Origin of the sequence: Microbacterium sp. MYb45, from assembly GCF_002979655.1 — a bacterium.
In the GTDB taxonomy this organism is placed as follows: domain Bacteria; phylum Actinomycetota; class Actinomycetes; order Actinomycetales; family Microbacteriaceae; genus Microbacterium.
In genome coordinates, this window is sequence record NZ_PCPG01000001.1 from 1,126,784 (window position 1) to 1,144,100 (window position 17,317).

Annotated in this window: 16 protein-coding genes; 5 read left to right on the forward strand and 11 right to left on the reverse strand. The window is 67.2% G+C overall.

Features of this window, described 5'->3' with window-relative positions; translation table 11 throughout:
• Nucleotides 1–9: 9 nt before the first annotated feature.
• The 9 genes from uvrB to rpsA all read right to left on the reverse strand — a co-directional run bounded on the left by uvrB (nt 10) and on the right by rpsA (nt 11,023).
• Complete coding sequence (gene uvrB, locus CQ034_RS05410) at nt 10–2,082, reverse strand: excinuclease ABC subunit UvrB (RefSeq protein ID WP_029261607.1); 2,073 nt, start codon at nt 2,080–2,082, stop codon at nt 10–12.
• 78 nt (nt 2,083–2,160) lie between these two features.
• Nucleotides 2,161–2,760, reverse strand: a complete 600-nt coding sequence (gene coaE, locus CQ034_RS05415; RefSeq protein ID WP_105710165.1) for a dephospho-CoA kinase — start codon at nt 2,758–2,760, stop codon at nt 2,161–2,163.
• Between the two features lie 32 nt (nt 2,761–2,792).
• Entirely contained in the window at nt 2,793–3,377 is a 585-nt protein-coding gene (locus CQ034_RS05420) for a CoA-binding protein (RefSeq protein ID WP_258134069.1), read from the reverse strand.
• Nucleotides 3,374–4,678, reverse strand: coding sequence for an O-acetylhomoserine aminocarboxypropyltransferase/cysteine synthase family protein (locus tag CQ034_RS05425; protein WP_105710166.1), 1,305 nt, complete (start codon nt 4,676–4,678; stop codon nt 3,374–3,376). The genes CQ034_RS05420 and CQ034_RS05425 overlap by 4 nt, the downstream gene beginning before the upstream one ends.
• Nucleotides 4,675–6,678 carry an acetate--CoA ligase gene (acs, locus tag CQ034_RS05430; RefSeq protein ID WP_374956810.1) on the reverse strand — a complete coding sequence of 668 codons (2,004 nt, stop codon included), beginning with the start codon at nt 6,676–6,678 and terminating at the stop codon, nt 4,675–4,677. Before acs ends, CQ034_RS05425 begins: the two co-directional genes overlap by 4 nt.
• Nucleotides 6,675–7,532, reverse strand: a complete 858-nt coding sequence (locus tag CQ034_RS05435) for an ABC transporter permease (protein ID WP_258134072.1) — start codon at nt 7,530–7,532, stop codon at nt 6,675–6,677. Before CQ034_RS05435 ends, acs begins: the two co-directional genes overlap by 4 nt.
• The gene (locus CQ034_RS05440; RefSeq protein WP_105710168.1) at nt 7,529–8,569 is read right to left on the reverse strand and encodes an aliphatic sulfonate ABC transporter substrate-binding protein; all 1,041 of its coding nucleotides are present in this window, start codon (nt 8,567–8,569) and stop codon (nt 7,529–7,531) included. The genes CQ034_RS05435 and CQ034_RS05440 overlap by 4 nt, the downstream gene beginning before the upstream one ends.
• Complete coding sequence (locus CQ034_RS05445) at nt 8,566–9,423, reverse strand: ABC transporter ATP-binding protein (protein WP_105710169.1); 858 nt, start codon at nt 9,421–9,423, stop codon at nt 8,566–8,568. The genes CQ034_RS05440 and CQ034_RS05445 overlap by 4 nt, the downstream gene beginning before the upstream one ends.
• Nucleotides 9,424–9,565: 142 nt before the next feature.
• A complete protein-coding gene (rpsA, locus tag CQ034_RS05450; RefSeq protein WP_105710170.1) occupies nt 9,566–11,023 on the reverse strand; it encodes a 30S ribosomal protein S1 in 1,458 nt (485 codons plus the stop codon).
• A 238-nt stretch (nt 11,024–11,261) separates the two neighbouring features.
• Here rpsA and CQ034_RS05455 point away from each other — a divergent pair, with 238 nt between their 5' ends.
• The 3 genes from CQ034_RS05455 (at nt 11,262) to CQ034_RS05465 (ending at nt 13,541) form a co-directional block, all read left to right on the forward strand.
• Nucleotides 11,262–11,801, forward strand: coding sequence for a hypothetical protein (locus CQ034_RS05455; RefSeq protein ID WP_105710171.1), 540 nt, complete (start codon nt 11,262–11,264; stop codon nt 11,799–11,801).
• A gap of 263 nt (nt 11,802–12,064) precedes the next feature.
• Nucleotides 12,065–12,565 (forward strand): PKD domain-containing protein, encoded by a 501-nt coding sequence (locus CQ034_RS05460; protein WP_181156213.1) that lies wholly within the window; start codon nt 12,065–12,067, stop codon nt 12,563–12,565.
• A gap of 31 nt (nt 12,566–12,596) precedes the next feature.
• A complete protein-coding gene (locus CQ034_RS05465) occupies nt 12,597–13,541 on the forward strand; it encodes a 5'-3' exonuclease (RefSeq protein ID WP_105710375.1) in 945 nt (314 codons plus the stop codon).
• Between the two features lie 18 nt (nt 13,542–13,559).
• On the opposite strand, the gene CQ034_RS05470 is transcribed toward CQ034_RS05465, so the two are convergent.
• Nucleotides 13,560–14,546, reverse strand: coding sequence for a PHP domain-containing protein (locus CQ034_RS05470; RefSeq protein WP_181156214.1), 987 nt, complete (start codon nt 14,544–14,546; stop codon nt 13,560–13,562).
• A 2-nt stretch (nt 14,547–14,548) separates the two neighbouring features.
• On the reverse strand, nt 14,549–15,619 hold the full coding sequence (gene trpD, locus CQ034_RS05475; protein WP_029261594.1) for an anthranilate phosphoribosyltransferase: 1,071 nt from the start codon (nt 15,617–15,619) through the stop codon (nt 14,549–14,551).
• 288 nt (nt 15,620–15,907) lie between these two features.
• Here trpD and CQ034_RS05480 point away from each other — a divergent pair, with 288 nt between their 5' ends.
• Nucleotides 15,908–16,465, forward strand: coding sequence for a heme-copper oxidase subunit III (locus tag CQ034_RS05480; protein ID WP_205828862.1), 558 nt, complete (start codon nt 15,908–15,910; stop codon nt 16,463–16,465).
• A 20-nt stretch (nt 16,466–16,485) separates the two neighbouring features.
• Entirely contained in the window at nt 16,486–17,286 is an 801-nt protein-coding gene (locus tag CQ034_RS05485; RefSeq protein WP_029261592.1) for a c-type cytochrome, read from the forward strand.
• Nucleotides 17,287–17,317: the final 31 nt, after the last annotated feature.

Consider the following 17,317-nt stretch of genomic DNA (forward strand, 5'->3'; position numbering starts at 1 on the left):
AGTCGCGCCTTACGCGTGCCCCGCGCGTTCCATCGCCCGCAGCTCCTTCTTGAGGTCTTGCACCTCGTCGCGCAGGCGTCCGGCGAGCTCGAATTTCAACTCCGCGGCTGCCGCAAGCATCTGGTCGGATAGATCCTGGATCGTGGCTTCGAGCTGTTGCGCTCCCTCGGCCGCGATGCCCGTGCGACGCAGGTTGGGCGTCGGCGACTTGCCCTTGCCCGATGCGCGACCACGGCCCGACATCATCTCCGCCGTGTCTGCGCCTTCGCGGGCGAGCACCTCGGTGATGTCCGCGATGCGTTTGCGGAGGGGCTGCGGGTCGATGCCGTGCTCCTTGTTGTACGCGACCTGCTTCTCGCGGCGACGATCCGTCTCCTCGATCGCCTTCGCCATCGAGTCGGTCATCTTGTCGGCGTACATGTGCACTTCGCCCGAGACGTTTCGGGCGGCGCGACCGATGGTCTGGATGAGTGAGGTCCCCGACCGCAGGAAGCCCTCCTTGTCGGCATCCAGGATCGCCACGAGCGAGACCTCCGGAAGATCGAGACCTTCACGCAGCAGGTTGATGCCGACCAGCACGTCGTACACGCCGGCACGCAGCTCACTGAGGAGTTCGACACGACGCAGCGTGTCGACATCGGAGTGCAGGTAGCGCACGCGCACACCGTGCTCCCCGAGGAAGTCGGTCAGCTCTTCGGCCATCTTCTTCGTGAGGGTCGTGACGAGAACCCGCTCGTCCCGCTCGACGCGGACGCGGATCTCCTCCAGCAGGTCGTCGATCTGCCCCTTCGACGGTTTGACGACGATGTGCGGGTCGACCAGACCGGTGGGACGGATGATCTGCTCGACGATGCCGTCGGCGATCCCCATCTCGTATTTGCCGGGCGTGGCCGACAGATAGACGGTCTGTCCGATCCGGTTCTTGAACTCGTCCCATCGCAGCGGACGGTTGTCCATCGCGCTCGGCAGCCGGAAACCGTGATCGACGAGGGTGCGCTTGCGGGACGCGTCTCCCTCGTACATCGCGCCGATCTGGGGCACGGTGACGTGCGACTCGTCGATGACCAGCAGGAAGTCGTCGGGGAAGAAGTCGAGCAGCGTGTGCGGCGGCTCCCCCGGCATGCGCCCGTCCATGTGACGCGAGTAGTTCTCGATCCCCGAGCAGAAGCCCAACTGCTGCAGCATCTCGAGATCGAACGTGGTGCGCATGCGCAGACGCTGCGCCTCGAGGAGCTTGCCCTGCCGCTCGAACTCGGCCAGGCGCTCTTCCAGCTCGTGCTCGATGGTGCCGATGGAACGCTGGATCACATCGGTGCCGGCAACGTAGTGAGACGCAGGGAAGATCGGGACGGCGTCAAGTTTCTCGATCACCTCGCCCGTGAGCGGGTGGAGCGAGTACAGGGCCTCGATCTCGTCGCCGAACAGCTCGATACGGATGGCGTGCTCTTCGTAGACGGGGATGATCTCGATCGTGTCGCCGCGTACCCGGAAGTTGCCCCGTGAGAAGTCGACGTCGTTGCGGTTGTACTGCATCGCGATGAACTGGCGGATCAGCGCGTCGCGGTCGTATCGCTCCCCCACCTGCAGGGCCACCATGGCGCGCAGATACTCTTCGGGAGCGCCGAGTCCGTAGATGCAGGAGACGGTCGAGACCACGATCACGTCGCGACGGCTCAGCAGCGAGTTCGTCGTCGAATGCCGCAGCCGCTCGACCTCGGAGTTGATCGACGAGTCCTTCTCGATGAAGGTGTCTGTCTGTGGAACGTAGGCCTCAGGCTGGTAGTAGTCGTAGTACGAGACGAAGTACTCGACGGCGTTGTTCGGCATGAGCTCGCGGAATTCGTTGGCCAATTGGGCCGCGAGCGTCTTGTTGTGCGCGAGCACGAGCGTCGGTCGCTGCACCTGCTCGACGAGCCAGGCCGTGGTCGCCGACTTTCCGGTGCCCGTCGCGCCGAGCAGCACGACGTCGGTCTCGCCCGCATTGATCCGCGCCGCCAGATCGGCGATCGCCGCCGGCTGGTCGCCGGCGGGCGCGTACTCGCTGATGACCTCGAAGGGGCGGACACTGCGCGTGGGTTGCATACCTCCAGCGTATGCCGCCCCTCCGACATCGAGGCCGTCAGGCGACGATGGTCGCCGTCTTCACGTGCCCGGGTAAGATCACTGCTGCCGGAGCCGCCCCCAGAGCGCGTCGGTCTGCTCGTACGTGCGCTCCAGGGTTCCTGCCGTGTCGATCACGACATCCGCGATGGCGAGCCGCCTCTCGTCGGAGACCTGAGCGTCCACCCTCTCCTGCGCCGCTTTCTCTTCCATGCTCCGCAGCTCGGTCAGCCGCTGGAGCCGCACCGCCGCGGGGGCGTGCGCGACCACGATCAGGTCCCACGGATCGTCGACTCTGGCCTCCACCAGCAGGGGGACGTCGTAGACGACCACGGCATCCGCATCAGTAGTGAACGCCGCATCGAATCGGCGCTGCGACTCCTCCCGAACGGCGGGGTGCACGATCGCGTTCAGCTGAGCGAGCAGCTCGGGGTCTCCGAAGACCTTCGCACCCAGGGCTGCGCGGTCGAGCGCGCCCTCGCCGTCGATCATCGATGCTCCGAACGTCTCCGCTATTCGCTCCAGCACCGGCGAGCCCGGCGCCTGCACGTCGCGGACGATCTGGTCGGCGTCGACGATCACCGCACCGTGCTCCGCCAGTCGCCGGGCGATGGTCGATTTCCCCGAGGCGATGCCGCCGGTGAGCGCGATGAGTGGCATGTCGCCAGTCTATGTTTCGATCCGATTGATGCTCAGCGGGCGAGCAGCTGGCGCCGCGAGCTGATCACGCCGGTGTCGAACCCGGCGAGGTGCAGACCGCCGTGGAATCGCGCGTGTTCGATCTTGATGCAACGATCCATCACCACCGACATCCCTGCCGCCTCGGCGACCGCCGCAGCGTCTTCATTCCATGAGCCGAGCTGCAGCCAGAGCGTCTGCGCGCCCGCCTCGATTGCCTCCTGCGCGACACCCGGAAGGTCGTCGTGCCGGCGGAACACATCCACGATGTCGGGGACGACGGGAAGGTCGCTCAGCGACGCGTAGACCGGCTGCCCGAGGATCTCGGTCTCGCGCGGGTTGACGAGATAGACGTCGTAGCCGGTGCTGGAGAGGAGGTAGGTCGTCACGAAGTACGACGCCCTCGCCGGGTTGTTCGACGCCCCCACGATCGCGATGGATTTGGCCCGCCGGAGCAGTCCGAAGCGCTCCTGTTGGCTCGGGCCGACCCAGCTCCGCTCGGGATGAGCTGCGGGCGCACCGGGCAGCGCACAGGCCACCCCGTCCGACACCGCCGGAACAGCGCAGGACTCTGCGGTGGCCGTCTGCGTCTCGCTCATCGGTTCGCTCCTGTCGCGGTCGTGAGGGCCTGGTCGAGATCCCAGATGATGTCTTCGGCGTCTTCGAGACCCACCGAGATGCGGATCAGGTCGGGGCGCACGCCGGCGGCGACGAGCTGCGCCTCGGTGAGTTGGCGATGCGTCGTCGAGGCCGGGTGGATCACGAGGGTGCGAGCGTCGCCGATGTTGGCGAGATGCGAGGCGAGCTGCAGGTTCTCGATCAGCGTCTCCCCCGCTTTCCGGCCATCTTCCGCCGCGACGCCGAACGCGAACACCGAACCGGGGCCGAGCGGCAGGTACTTCGCCGCCCGATCGTGGTGCGGATGCTCTTCGAGACCCGCCCACGTCACGTAGGCGACCCGCGGATCGGAGGCGAGCCAGTCGGCGACGATGCGTGCATTCGCGAGGTGAGCATCGATGCGCTGCGGAAGCGTCTCGATGCCTTGGAGAAGATTGAAGGCCGACTGCGGGCTGAGTGCCGGGCCGATGTCGCGCAGTTGCTCCGAGCGAAGCTTGGTGAGGAATCCGTACTCCCCGAAGTTGTCCCACCATTTGATGCCGCCGTAGGAGTCCACGGGCTCGGTCATCTGCGGGAACTTGCCATTGCCCCAGTCGAAGGTGCCCTTCTCGATGACGACGCCGCCGAGGGTGGTGCCGTGTCCGCCCAGGAACTTCGTCACGGAGTGGATCACGATGTCGGCGCCGTGCTCGAGCGGCCGTGCCAGGTAGGGCGTGGCGAGAGTCGCGTCCACCACGAGGGGAACCCCGGCCTCGTGGGCGACGGCGGCCAGTCCTTCGATGTCGGCGATCTCCCCGGACGGGTTGCCGATCATCTCGACGTAGACGACCTTGGTCTCCGGACGGATGGCCGCCGCATAGTCGGCAGGGTCGGAGGACGCGACGAACGTCGTCTCCACGCCGAACCGTCGCAGCGTCACGTCGAGTTGCGTCACGGTCCCGCCGTAGAGCTGAGCCGCAGCGACGACGTGGTCGCCGGCCCCGACGAGGGCCGCGAACGTGATGAACTCGGCGCTCATGCCCGATGCGGTCGCGACGGCGCCGATGCCGCCTTCAAGCGATGCCAGGCGCTCCTCCAGTGCGGCGACCGTGGGGTTGCCGATCCGCGAGTAGATGTTGCCGTACTTCTGCAGGGCGAACAGGTTCCCCGCATCCGCCGCATCCTCGAAGACGAACGAGGTCGTCTGGTAGATCGGCACCGCTCGGGCACCGGTCGCCGCGTCGGGCGTGCCACCGGCGTGCAGGGCTCTGGTGCGAAATCCGAAGCGGTGTTCTTCCGTCATGCTGTCCTCAGTTCGGCGGCGGCGAGCACGTCGGCGATGTCGTCGACGGCCCAGGGGTTCTGCAGCGATGTGGTGTCCCCGAGGGGGCCGGGGTCGCGGCCGGCTCTGCGATCCTGCTCGGCCTCCCACAACTGTGCCAGGAGTCTGCGCATGATCTTGCCCGAGCGGGTCTTCGGCAGGTCGGGCACGATCACGATGTGCTTCGGCTTGGCGACGGGGCCGATGGATCGTGCGACCTGGGTGCGCAGGTCGGATGGGGTGATCTCTGCCCGGCCGGACGGGGTGACGAAGGCGACGACGGCCTGTCCGGTGACCGGATCGGACACGCCGGCGGACCCGGCCTCCCCCACGGTGTCGTGTGCGACCAGAGCCGATTCGATCTCGATCGTGGAGAGTCGGTGTCCCGAGACGTTCACGACGTCGTCGAGTCGGCCGAGGATCCAGATGTATCCGTCGGCGTCCCTGGTCGCTCCGTCACCTGCCACGTAGAACCCGCCGTGGTCACCCCTACCTGCGAACGTCGACCAGTAGGCGTCGCGATACCGAGTGGGGTCGCCCCACACGGTCCTGGCCATTCCCGGCCAGGGTCTGCGGACGACGAGGGTGCCCGAGCGGCCGGGCGCGACCTCGTCGCCCCGCTCGTCCACCACCGCCGCATCGATGCCCGGGAGCGGGACCGAGGCAGAGCCCGGCTTGAGGGCGGTGACTCCCGGGAGCGGGGCGATCATCGCCGCGCCGGTCTCGGATTGCCACCAGGTGTCGATGACGGGCAGTTCGTCGCGGCCGAAGTTGCGTCGGAACCACACCCAGGCTTCCGGGTTGATCGCCTCCCCGACGGTGCCGAGCAGTCGCAGGGTGGAGAGGTCGTGGCCCTGTGGCAGCTCTGCACCGAACCAGGTCATGAACGTGCGGATCAGAGTGGGCGCCGTGTAGTAGACGGTCACCCCGTAGCGCTCGATGATCTCGAGGTGGCGTTCCCGGTGCGGTGCGTCGGGAGTTCCCTCGTAGACGACTTGCGTGAGTCCATTCGACAGCGGACCGTAGATCTCGTAGGTGTGCGCCGTGACCCACGCGAGGTCTGCGGTACACCAGTGCACGTCGTCGGGCTTCGCGTCGAAATGGGCCCAGTGCGCCCAGCTCGCGTGCGTCAGGTACCCGCCGGACGTGTGCACCAGCCCCTTCGGCTTCCCCGTCGTACCGGACGTGTAGATGATGAAGAGCGGATGCTCGGCGTCGAAGGATTCCGCTTCGTGCTCCGGCGACGCCGTGTCGACGACGTCATGCCACCACACGTCGCGACCGTCCGTCCACGGGACGTCCTGACCGGTGCGGCGCAGGACGAGGACGTGCTCGAGATCGGGAAGATCCGTCGCGGCGACATCGGCCGTCGACTTCACCTCGGTGGCGGTGCCGCGGCGATACTGACCGTCACTCGTGACGAGCAGCTTCGCGCCGGTGTCGTCGAGACGGAACCGCACGGCTTCGGCCGAGAAGCCACCGAAGACGAGCGAATGCACGGCGCCGATCCGCGCACAGGCGAGAGTGATCACGATCGTCTCGACGAGCACGGGGAGGTAGATCACGACGCGGTCCCCGGGACGGATGCCGAGAGCTGTGAGCGCGTTGGCGGCCTGCGACACGCGGCGCTGCAGATCGGCGTAAGTGACCGAGAGGCGGTCGCCCGGCTCCCCCTCGAAATGCAGGGCCACCTTGTCGCCGCGTCCGGCGTCGACGTGACGGTCCACGCAGTTGACCGCGACGTTGAGTCTGCCGCCGACGAACCAGCGCGCCGCCGGAACGGCATCGCCGACCGGCGGATCCCATTCGTGGGCGGTGTTCCACGGCTCGGACCAGTCCAGGCGGCGCGCGGCCTCTTCCCAGAACGCGATCGGATCCGCGGCGGCGCGCGCATACGCCTCCGCGGTGACGTTCGCGTCGCTGAATCCGCCGCCGGGCGCGTACACACGCGACTCCTGCAGTCGAGCCTCGGTCACCCTCACACCCACCGACGGAGCAGGTATTTCTCGACCAGCACGAGGATCCCGTTGGTGAGCGTGCCCAGAAGTGCGAGCAGCACGATCGAGAGCAGGATGCGGTCCACGCGCCCGCTGCTCTGCGACTCGGTCAGCAGGAAGCCCAGGCCCATGGACGCTGCGATGAGTTCTGCGGCGACGAGGAACAGCCACGCTTGCGCGAGTGCCAGACGCAGCCCGGACACGACGGACGGCACCACCGCCGGCAGCTGCACGATGCGGAACAGCGACCAGCCGCGCAGGCTGAACGAACGCCCGGCTTCGACGAGCTGCGGATCGACGTGTCGGAGCGCCGACGAGACCGTCGTATACACCGGGAAGAACGCACCGATCGCGATCAGAGTGACCTTCGACTCCTCGCCGATCTGCATCCAGAGGATGAGGAGCGGCACCCAGGCCAGCGACGGCACGGCGCGGACTGCGGTGAGTGTCGGACTGAGAAGCACCTCTCCCAGCCGGGAGAGCCCGACGATGCCGGCCGCGGCCAAGCCGATGACGGATCCGATCGCGAAACCGAGCAGCACGCGCTGCACCGAGATCGCGATGTGCGTCCAGAGCTGTCCGGTCTCGGCCAGCTCCACACCGGCCTGGAACACCGACGCCGGTGTGGGCAGGCGGTACGGCGGCACCATCCCGCTCGTCGTCACCACCTGCCAGGCCGTCAGGATGATCACGGGCAGCAGGAGACCGGCGATGATCCGCACGACCGGCCGGTCCCACGAGCGCCGCGTAGCCCCGCTCCGGGGCTGGGACGTGCCCTTCGCGAAGTCGAGCGCGTCCCGAGACTCCTCGGGAACGATCAGTCGGTCGGGAATGGTCACTCGCCGTCGACCGCCTTCTTCGCGAACGTGTCGTTCACGATCGATGAGAGCGCCTTGTCGACGGAGTCCTTGCCGCCCTGCACGTCACCGGACTCGACGAGAACGGGCGCGATCTTCTCGAGCACCGCGATCTGGTCGTCACCGGGGACGCCGCTCACGTCGAGGTTCGAGCGCTCCTCGATCACAGTGGTGGCGACTTCGGGGTCGATGCCGGCGACCTCGGCGAGCAGCGCGGCAGTCTCCTCGGGGTTCTCGAGCGCCCACTCTCGCGCCTGCTCGTACGCGTCGACGACAGCCTGTGCGAGGTCGGGATGGTTCGTGATGAAGTCCTCGGTGGCGTTGAGGAAGCCGTACGTGTTGAAGTCGACATTGCGGTAGATGAGCTGGTCACCCGACTCCACCTCGGCCGCGGCCATGATCGGGTCGAGTCCCGCCCAGGCGTCCACGGAGCCACCGTCGAGCGCGGCTCGGCCGTCGGCGTGCTGCAGGTTCTGCACCTCGACGTCGGAGAGCGACAGGCCGCCCTCCTCGAGTGCCTGCAGGAGGAAGAAGTAGGGGTCGGTGCCCTTGGTGGCGGCGACGGACGCACCCTTGAGGTCTTCGAGGCCGGTGATGTCGCTGTCCGGGCCTACGACGATGGCAGACCACTCGGGCTGCGAGTAGATGTCGATGACCTGGATGGGCGAGCCGTTCGCCCGAGCGAGCAGTGCGGCCGATCCTGCCGTCGAGCCGACATCGACGGAGCCGGAGCGCAGCAGTTCGTTGGCCTTGTTCGAGCCGGCGGACTGCACCCACTCGACCTCGACGTCATCGCCGAGGATCTCCTCGAGGATGCCCTGGTCCTTGACGACCAGACTCAGCGGGTTGTAGGTGGCGAAGTCGATCGACAGGGTGTCCGCCGACCACTCGGTCGTGCCCGGTGTGCTCTCGGTGTCCGATGCCTTGGCATTCTCTCCGGCCACGCACCCGGTCGCGACGAGCATCATCGTCCCGGCGATCGCGATCGCGGGGATGATTCGGCGTGTGGTGGTGCTCATCGGGACTCCTCGGTGATGCGGTGGTGGGTGTCGACGCCGAGTCCTTCGAGAAGGTCGGCGCGCAGGTCGGCGAGGCCACGGTCGGCGCGGTCGCGGGGACGGACGCCCGGCACGGAGATCGTGCGGGCGATGGATTGGTCGTCGTCGGCGCCCGTGCCCGAGCTGTCCAGCGTGCGCAGCAGCAGCACGCGGTCGGCGAGGTAGAGCGCCTCTTCGACGTCGTGGGTGACCAGCAGGATCGTGGTGGGCTCGGCCGCATGGATCTTCAGGAGCAGATCGTGCATGCGCAGACGCGTCAGGGCGTCGAGCGCGCCGAACGGCTCATCGAGCAGCAGCACCCCGGGGTTTCGGGCGAGCGCCCGGGCCAGGGAGGCGCGCTGGGCCATACCGCCGGAGACCTCGCGCGGGCGCTGGTCGGCCGCGTGCTCGAGCCCCACGAGGTGCAGCAGCTCGCGCACTCGCTCACGGCCGACACGGCGGGCGGTTCCTCGCGGCAGGCCGAGCTCGATGTTCTGGGCGATGGTGCGCCATGGGAGCAGTCGCGGCTCCTGGAAGGCGATGGCGGTCCGCTCGTCGACGTCGGCGACACCGATGTCGTCGAGGAGGATGCGTCCGCTCGTCGGAGCATCCAGTCCGCCGACGAGACGGAGGAGGGTGGACTTGCCGCACCCGGAGGGACCGACGACCGCGAGGATCTCCCCGGCCACGATGTGGAGGTCGATGCCGCGGAGCACGTCGCGCCTCCCGCGCGGCAGCGCGAAGGAACGGTCGATCCCGTCGAGACGGACAGCCTGCGCAGTTCCTGCCGACGGCGAAGCGTCAGCGGTGCGCGACGCGGGCAGCAGAGCAGTCATGACCCCATGCTGGCGGGGCGGACCGATTGTTACGAATGCCGACGTAATGTTCCGTCACGCAAAAGCAGCAGCACCCCGGAAAAGCGAAACGGGCCGCCACACCCGCCCGAAGGCGAGGTGGCGACCCGATTCAGAGTGCTGCTTAAGCGTTGCCGCCCGAGAGCTTCTCGCGCAGAGCCGCGAGAGCCTCGTCGTCGGCGAGGGTGCCGGCGCCGGCGACCTCGCTGGTGAAGGACTGGCCTCCGCCGAAGTCCTCTCCGGCTGCGGCCTCGGCCTCGGCCGCCTTGACGACCTGAGCCTTGTGCGCCTCCCAGCGAGCCTGGGCTGCAGCGTACTCCTGCTCCCATGCCTCGCGCTGGGCGTCGAAGCCTTCCTTCCACGCACCGGTCTCGGCGTCGAAGCCCTCCGGGTACTTGTACTCGCCGTTCTCGTCGTACTCGGCGAGCATGCCGTAGAGAGCCGGGTCGAACTCGGTGCCGTTGGGGTCGACCGACTCGTTGGCCTGCTTCAGCGACAGCGAGATGCGGCGACGCTCGAGGTCGATGTCGATGACCTTGACGAAGACCTCTTCGCCGACCGACACGACCTGCTCGGCCAGCTCGACGTGCTTGCTGGAGAGCTCGGAGATGTGGACGAGGCCCTCGATGCCGTCTGCGACGCGGACGAACGCACCGAACGGAACGAGCTTGGTGACCTTACCCGGCGTGACCTGACCGATCGCGTGGGTGCGGGCGAAGACCTGCCACGGGTCTTCCTGCGTCGCCTTCAGCGACAGGGAGACGCGCTCGCGGTCGAGGTCGACCTCGAGGATCTCGACGGTGACCTCCTGGCCCACCTCGACGACCTCGGAGGCGTGCTCGATGTGCTTCCAGGACAGCTCGGAGACGTGCACGAGGCCGTCCACGCCACCCAGGTCGACGAACGCGCCGAAGTTGACGATCGACGACACGACACCCTTGCGGACCTGACCCTTGTGCAGGTTGTTCAGGAACGTGGTGCGCGACTCCGACTGCGTCTGCTCGAGCAGCGCGCGACGGCTGAGGACGACGTTGTTGCGGTTCTTGTCGAGCTCGAGGATCTTGGCCTCGATCTCCTGGCCGAGGTACGGCGTGAGGTCGCGGACGCGACGCAGCTCGATGAGCGACGCCGGCAGGAAGCCACGGAGGCCGATGTCGACGATGAGTCCACCCTTGACGACCTCGATGACCGTACCGGTGACGACGCCGTCGTTCTCCTTGATCTTCTCGACGTCTCCCCAGGCACGCTCGTACTGTGCGCGCTTCTTGGAGAGGATCAGACGGCCTTCCTTGTCCTCCTTCTGGAGAACGAGGGCCTCGACCAGGTCGCCGACAGCGACGACCTCGTTGGGGTCGACGTCGTGCTTGATCGAGAGCTCGCGCGAGGGGATGACACCCTCGGTCTTGTAGCCGACATCGAGGAGGACCTCATCGCGGTCGATCTTGACGATCGTGCCTTCGATGATGTCGCCGTCGTTGAAGAACTTCAGGGTCTTCTCGACCGCGGCCAGGAAGTCCTCAGCAGATCCGATGTCGTTGATGGCGACCTGCTTGGTGGCCGGGGCGGTCGTTGCGGTAGTCATGTAGTGGGTTGTCCTTGTTGAATGGAGACTCGGGCTGAGACTCAACGGCCGCGCACGGCCGACTGCATGCTTCTCAGCGGTTGGATTTTGGTTTTCTCGCCACGAGGGCATGCGCATGCACGCCACGAGTGACGGTTAAGGCTATCAGAACTTCGGATCCCGGAGGAAGTCGGATTCCGGCGTCGCGAGCTGTGGATAACTCGAACGGGCAGGCGGCCCTCCGAGTTAGCGTGACCGGGTGATCTCCCCGACGCCTTCCTCCCGCTCGTTCGCGCGCGCCGCAGCCTTGACGAGCGCCCTCCTCCTGCTCGTCGGCTGCGCGCCCGATCCTTCACCCTCACCCACTCCGACGCCCGCCTTCGCCTCGGAAGAAGAGGCCTTCGCCGCCGCCGAGGCGACGTATCGGGAATTCACTGCTCGACTAAACGAGCTCGATACGGCAGACCCCTCCACGTTCGAGCCACTATTTGACTTGTCGAGCGGGGAGTTCGAAGCGGCTGACCGCGAGGCCTATTCAGCCATGCACGCGGATGGAATGACGATCCAGGGACAGACAATAGTCACGTCCTTCGTCGGAACGCTCGCAACCGAGCCGTTCGAAACGGTCACAGCCAACGTGTGCCTCGATGTGAGCGATGTGACGGTCACGGACTCAGAAGGCAATTCGCAAGTAGATCCAGGTCGCCCAGACGTTTATGCGCTCAACGTTACCTTCGTGCGCGACCATGCACGCCTAACCATCGACTCCGCAAGCAGAACCTCCGAAGTGCAATGTTGAGGTCAGTGGTTCTAATTGCCTTTGCAATCTCGGCCTCTCTGTTGACGACCGCAGCCGACTCTCAGGAGGAATCCCCTCTCGGGAGTGCGGCAATCTCTATGGGAAATTCCAGCTTGTCTGTCTCCGGTACCGATACCCGATCGCCCCACGACACCTCCCGGTCCCCCAACTCTCCGACCGACCCACGTACGAGTCCCGAGAAACCGAAGCCCTGCACAACCGACCCCGTCCGCCAGGCGTCCTGCAACTTCACCGCTGAGCGGGTGACGAACGACGAAGGCCACCCCCTCACCATCACCGACGTCGCACAGTTCGCTCCTGCACCCGTCACCACCGCCGGGGAGCCGGGCAATGTCGGCATCGCAGGCATGCCCACGAACTTCGTGGCCGCGGCATCCGTGCACACGCGCGCCGGCACGCTCTTCGACAGACCGATCAGCGTGCGCTTCACCCCGGTCCGATTCACCTTCGCGTTCGGCGACGGCACCTCGGCCACCTCGAATACGGGCGGCCAGTCCTGGGCGACGCTGGGTCAGGCGCAGTTCACCCCGACCCCGACAAGCCACTCGTATCGCGAGCGCGGAACGTACTCGGCGCACGTCACCGTCCACTACACCGCCGAGGTCGACATCGGCGGTGGGTGGTTCCCGATCGACGGCGAGCTGTCCATCGATGGCCCGGCGCGGCAGATCCGTGTCTACGAAGCAGAGACCGCACTGGTCGCTCGCACCTGCGTCGAGCAACCCGGTGCGCCCGGTTGCTGACCGCGGGCCGACCGCGCTCTACGCTGAGTCCATGACCCGCGCCGACCGCCTCATGCTGCTCGACACCGCCAGCCTCTACTTCCGCGCCTTCTACGGCGTTCCCGACAAAGTGACGGCGCCGGACGGATCGCCCATCAACGCGGCCCGCGGTCTGCTCGACATCATCGCCAAGCTCGTCACCCTGTATGAGCCGACGCATGTGATCGCGTGCTGGGACGACGACTGGCGCCCGCAGTGGCGCGTCGATCTCATCCCGAGCTACAAGACCCATCGCGTCGTCGAGATCGTGGCCAGTGGGCCGGACGTCGAGGAGATCCCCGACCCGCTCGAGGCGCAGATCCCTCTGATCCGCGAGACGCTCGCCGCCATCGGCATCCCCATCATCGGCGTCGCGGAACACGAGGCCGATGATGTGATCGGCACACTCGCGACCGACGCCACGATGCCGGTCGACATCGTCACGGGCGACCGCGACCTGTTCCAGCTCGTCGACGACGCCCGCGACGTGCGCGTCATCTACACCGCGCGCGGCATGAGCAACCTAGAGATCGTGACCGATGCGACCGTCGTCGCCAAGTACGGGGTCCTCCCGTCTCAGTACGCGGACTTCGCGACCATGCGCGGTGACGCCTCCGACGGGCTCCCTGGCGTCCCCGGCGTGGGAGAGAAGACAGCGGCGACCCTCCTCCAGACGCACAGTGACCTCACCGGCATCCGCGCCGCGGCGGAAGCCGGCGAGGGGATGAGCGCGGGAGTCCGCGCGAAGGTCCTGGCGGCTTCGGACTACCTCGAGGTCGCACCCACCGTGGTCGCCGTGGCGACCTCGCTGCCGATCAGCGCCCCCGGCATCCCGCTCCGCGTCCTCGACCCCGCCGAGGTCGACGCCGCCACCGCTCTCGCCGAGAAGTGGAACCTCGGCGGTTCCATGACGCGGGCGGTCGCAGCCGTGTCGAAGGCTGCCCTGCAGGCCGACTGATCGGCGTGCGGGCCCGACTCACTCGGCCCAGGCGAGCAAACGGGATAGGCCCCAGGTCGTCACGATCCGTGATGCGGGGATCCCCGCCCGTTCCGCGCGCTCGGCGCCGTGATCCAGCAACGACAGCTGCCCCGGTGCGTGCGCATCCGAATCGATGGAGAACAGGCACCCCGCGTCGAGCGCGATGGCGATCAGTTCGTCCGGAGGGTCCTGCCGCTCGGGCCGCGAGTTGATCTCCACCGCCACGCCGTTCTCCGCGCAGGCGGCGAAGACGGCTGCGGCGTCGAACGCCGACGGCGGACGCGTTCCCCGATCGCCCTGCACGAGCCGGCCCGTGCAATGCCCGAGTACATTCACCCGAGGATCCGAGACGGCGGCGATCATCCGCGCCGTCATCGGCCGTGCGTCCATGCGCAGCTTGGAGTGCACGGAGGCCACGACGATGTCGAGTTCCGCGAGCAGCCCATCCTCCTGGTCGAGTGTGCCGTCCTCCAGGATGTCCACCTCGATCCCCGCGAGCAAAGTGAATCCGTCGCCGGACTCGGCACGCACCAACGGCATCTGCTCACGAAGGCGCTCGGCAGACAACCCGCGTGCCACCCGGAGTCGTGGAGAGTGATCCGTGATCGCCTGATACTCGTGTCCCAGCGCCCGCGCGGCCGCGGCCATCACCGGGATGGGTGTCGTGCCGTCCGACCAGTCGGTGTGCGCGTGCAGGTCACCGCGCAGCTTGGCACGCAGCGCCGAGACGCGCTCCGGCTCGACGTCGCCGCGCAACTCGACGAGATAGTCGGGAATCCGACCCGCCTGCGCCTGACGGATGACCGCGAATGTGGACTCTCCGATGCCCTTTGCCGCACGAAGCCTCGTCGGATCGGCCTGCACGTCGTCGGGCAGATCCTGCAGAGTCGCCGCGGCCTGGCGGAACGCCTTCGCCCGATACCGCGACGCACGCTCGCGTTCGAGGAGGGAGGCGATCTCGAGCAGCGCGTCGACGGGATCCACGATCACTCCTGGGGTGCCGCCAGCTCGCGGCTGACGCCGATCCACTGATCGAGCTTGGCCAGGGCACGACCGTCGTCGACCGCCGCCGCGGCCTTGTCGTACCCCGCGCGCAACCGCTCCAGGATGGGCCGCTGCACCTGCGTGGCGTCCTGCGAGAGCTCGAAGGCGACGATTCCGGCAGCGGCGTTGAGGAGCACGATGTCGCGTACCGCGCCGGTCTCCCCCGCGAGCGTGCGCCGGAGCACCTCGGCGTTGTGCTGCGGTGAGCCGCCGATCAGGTCGGCGAGATCGGCGATCGGGATGTCGAGGTCGCGGGGGTCGAGGTCGTGCTCGTGGATGTCTCCCCGGGTGACCTCCCAGATACGACTGTGTCCGGTGGTCGTCAGCTCGTCGAGCCCGTCGTCGCCGCGGAAGACGAGTGCGGTCGCGCCGCGGGTGCGGAACACGCCCGTGATCAGCGGCACCCGTTCGATCTGCGCGACACCGACGGCATTGGCTTCGGCACGCGCCGGGTTGCACAGCGGGCCGAGCATGTTGAAGACCGTCGGCACCCCGAGCTCGGCACGCACGGTGCCTGCGTGCTTGAAGCCCGGGTGGAACGCCCCGGCCCACGCGAACGTGATGCCGGTGCGGTCGAGAATGGATGCCACGTCGGCGGGGTTCAGAGAAAGCTCCAGGCCGAGCGCTCCGAGCACGTCCGACGATCCGGAGGCGGAGCTGGCCGCACGGTTGCCGTGCTTCACGACGGGCACGCCGGTGGCACCGATGATGATCGCCGCGGTCGTGGACACGTTGACCGTACCGACGCGGTCCCCTCCGGTTCCGACGATGTCGAGCACGTCCGGGGAGACCGGCAGCGGCACGGCGGCCTCGAGGATCGCATCGCGGAACCCGACGATCTCGTCGATCGTCTCGCCCTTCGCACGGAGAGCGACGAGGAAACCGGCGAGCTGCGCCTCGCTCACGCCACCCTGCATGATCTGACGCATCGCCCACGTGGACTCCCAGACGCTGAGATCGCGGCGCTCCAACAGCGAGGTGAGCACGTCGGGCCAGGTCAACGAATCAGGCATGTGTGCGATCCTATCGGCGTGGAGAAAACATGCAGATGCTTCCGCACGCATGCGCACTCCGTGCCCACCCCCTGTTTCCCGCGGATTCACCGGGTATTCGCAGTGTTTTCTTAGGGTCCCCTAAGTCCAGGTCCGGCGATTCGAAGGTCGTGGGTGCAAGAATCACGCCCCAGGATCGGCCATAATGGAGGGGTGACGACCTCAGCGACGTATGCCCCGGCGGCGAGAACGATTAAGCGGCCCAACCCGGTAGCTGTCGGCACCATTGTGTGGCTCGGCAGTGAGGTGATGTTCTTCGCGGGACTCTTCGCGATCTACTTCACGCTCCGCAGCACCTCCCCGGAGCTGTGGGCAGACCGGACCGAGCTGCTGAACGTCCCGTTCGCCGCAGTGAACACTGCAATCCTCGTCCTCTCCTCGTTCACGTGCCAGATGGGCGTGTTCGCGGCAGAAGACCTGCAGCCCTACAAGATCGGCAAGGGGCAGAAGAACGGCGCCGGACGCCGTCGCCTCTTCGGTTGGGGAATGGTCGAGTGGTTCTTCCTCACCTTCGCCCTCGGCGCGATCTTCGTCTCCGGCCAGGTGTGGGAGTACGCACAGCTGGTCGCTGAAGGCATGCCGATCAACGCCGACTCGTACGCCTCCGCCTTCTACCTGACGACCGGCTTCCACGCCCTTCACGTCACGGGCGGCCTCGTCGCGTTCCTGCTCGTCATCGGACGCGCATACGCCGTCAAGAACTTCCGGCACAAGGAGGCGACCTCCTCGATCGTGGTGTCCTACTACTGGCACTTCGTCGACGTCGTCTGGATCGTGCTGTTCCTCGTTATCTACTTCCTGAAATAAGAGCGGAGCTGATCCCCGAGATGGCACGAGAGAAGAAGCGCCGTTCCAGCGGTCGTCGCAGCCCGTTGGCGGCGGCCGCGCTCATCGGAGCAGGCCTCATGATCACCGGCGCCGTGTACGCCGGTGCGACGGCTGCGTTCGCCGCATCCGACACGCCGACCGCGTCGACGCAGCTGACCGTCGAAGACGGCGAGAAGCTGTTCCAGGCGAACTGCGCCACCTGCCACGGTCTCGACCTGCAGGGAACCGCCAACGGCCCCAGCCTGTACGGCGTGGGCGAGCTGGCGACCGAGTTCCAGCTGTCGACCGGTCGCATGCCCCTGCAGATGCAGGGACCGCAGGCGCCGCAGAAGGCACCGCAGTTCACCGAGGACCAGATCCTCGCGATCTCCTCGTTCGTGCAGTCCGAGGCTCCCGGCCCGACGTTCCCCGCCGACCACATCCTGGACGGAGAAGGTGACGTCGCGAACGGCGCCGAGCTGTTCCGCGTCAACTGCGCGATGTGCCACAACGTGGCCGCAGCGGGTGGAGCGCTCACCGAGGGCAAGTACGCACCCGGTCTCCAGGAGACCAGCGCGCTGCACATGTACGCGGCGATGGTCACCGGCCCGCAGAACATGCCGGTCTTCGGCGACATGAACCTGTCCGACGAGGACAAGCGCGACATCATCTCGGCGCTGCTCTTCCAGCAGCAGTCCGTGCAGATCGGCGGATTCTCGCTCGGTTCGCTCGGACCGGTCTCCGAGGGCCTGTTCGTCTGGATCTTCGGAATCGGCGCGCTCGTCGCCATCACCGTGTGGATCACGGCGAAGTCCAACTGACGCTTATTCATCGAAGAGGAACGTACGAGGA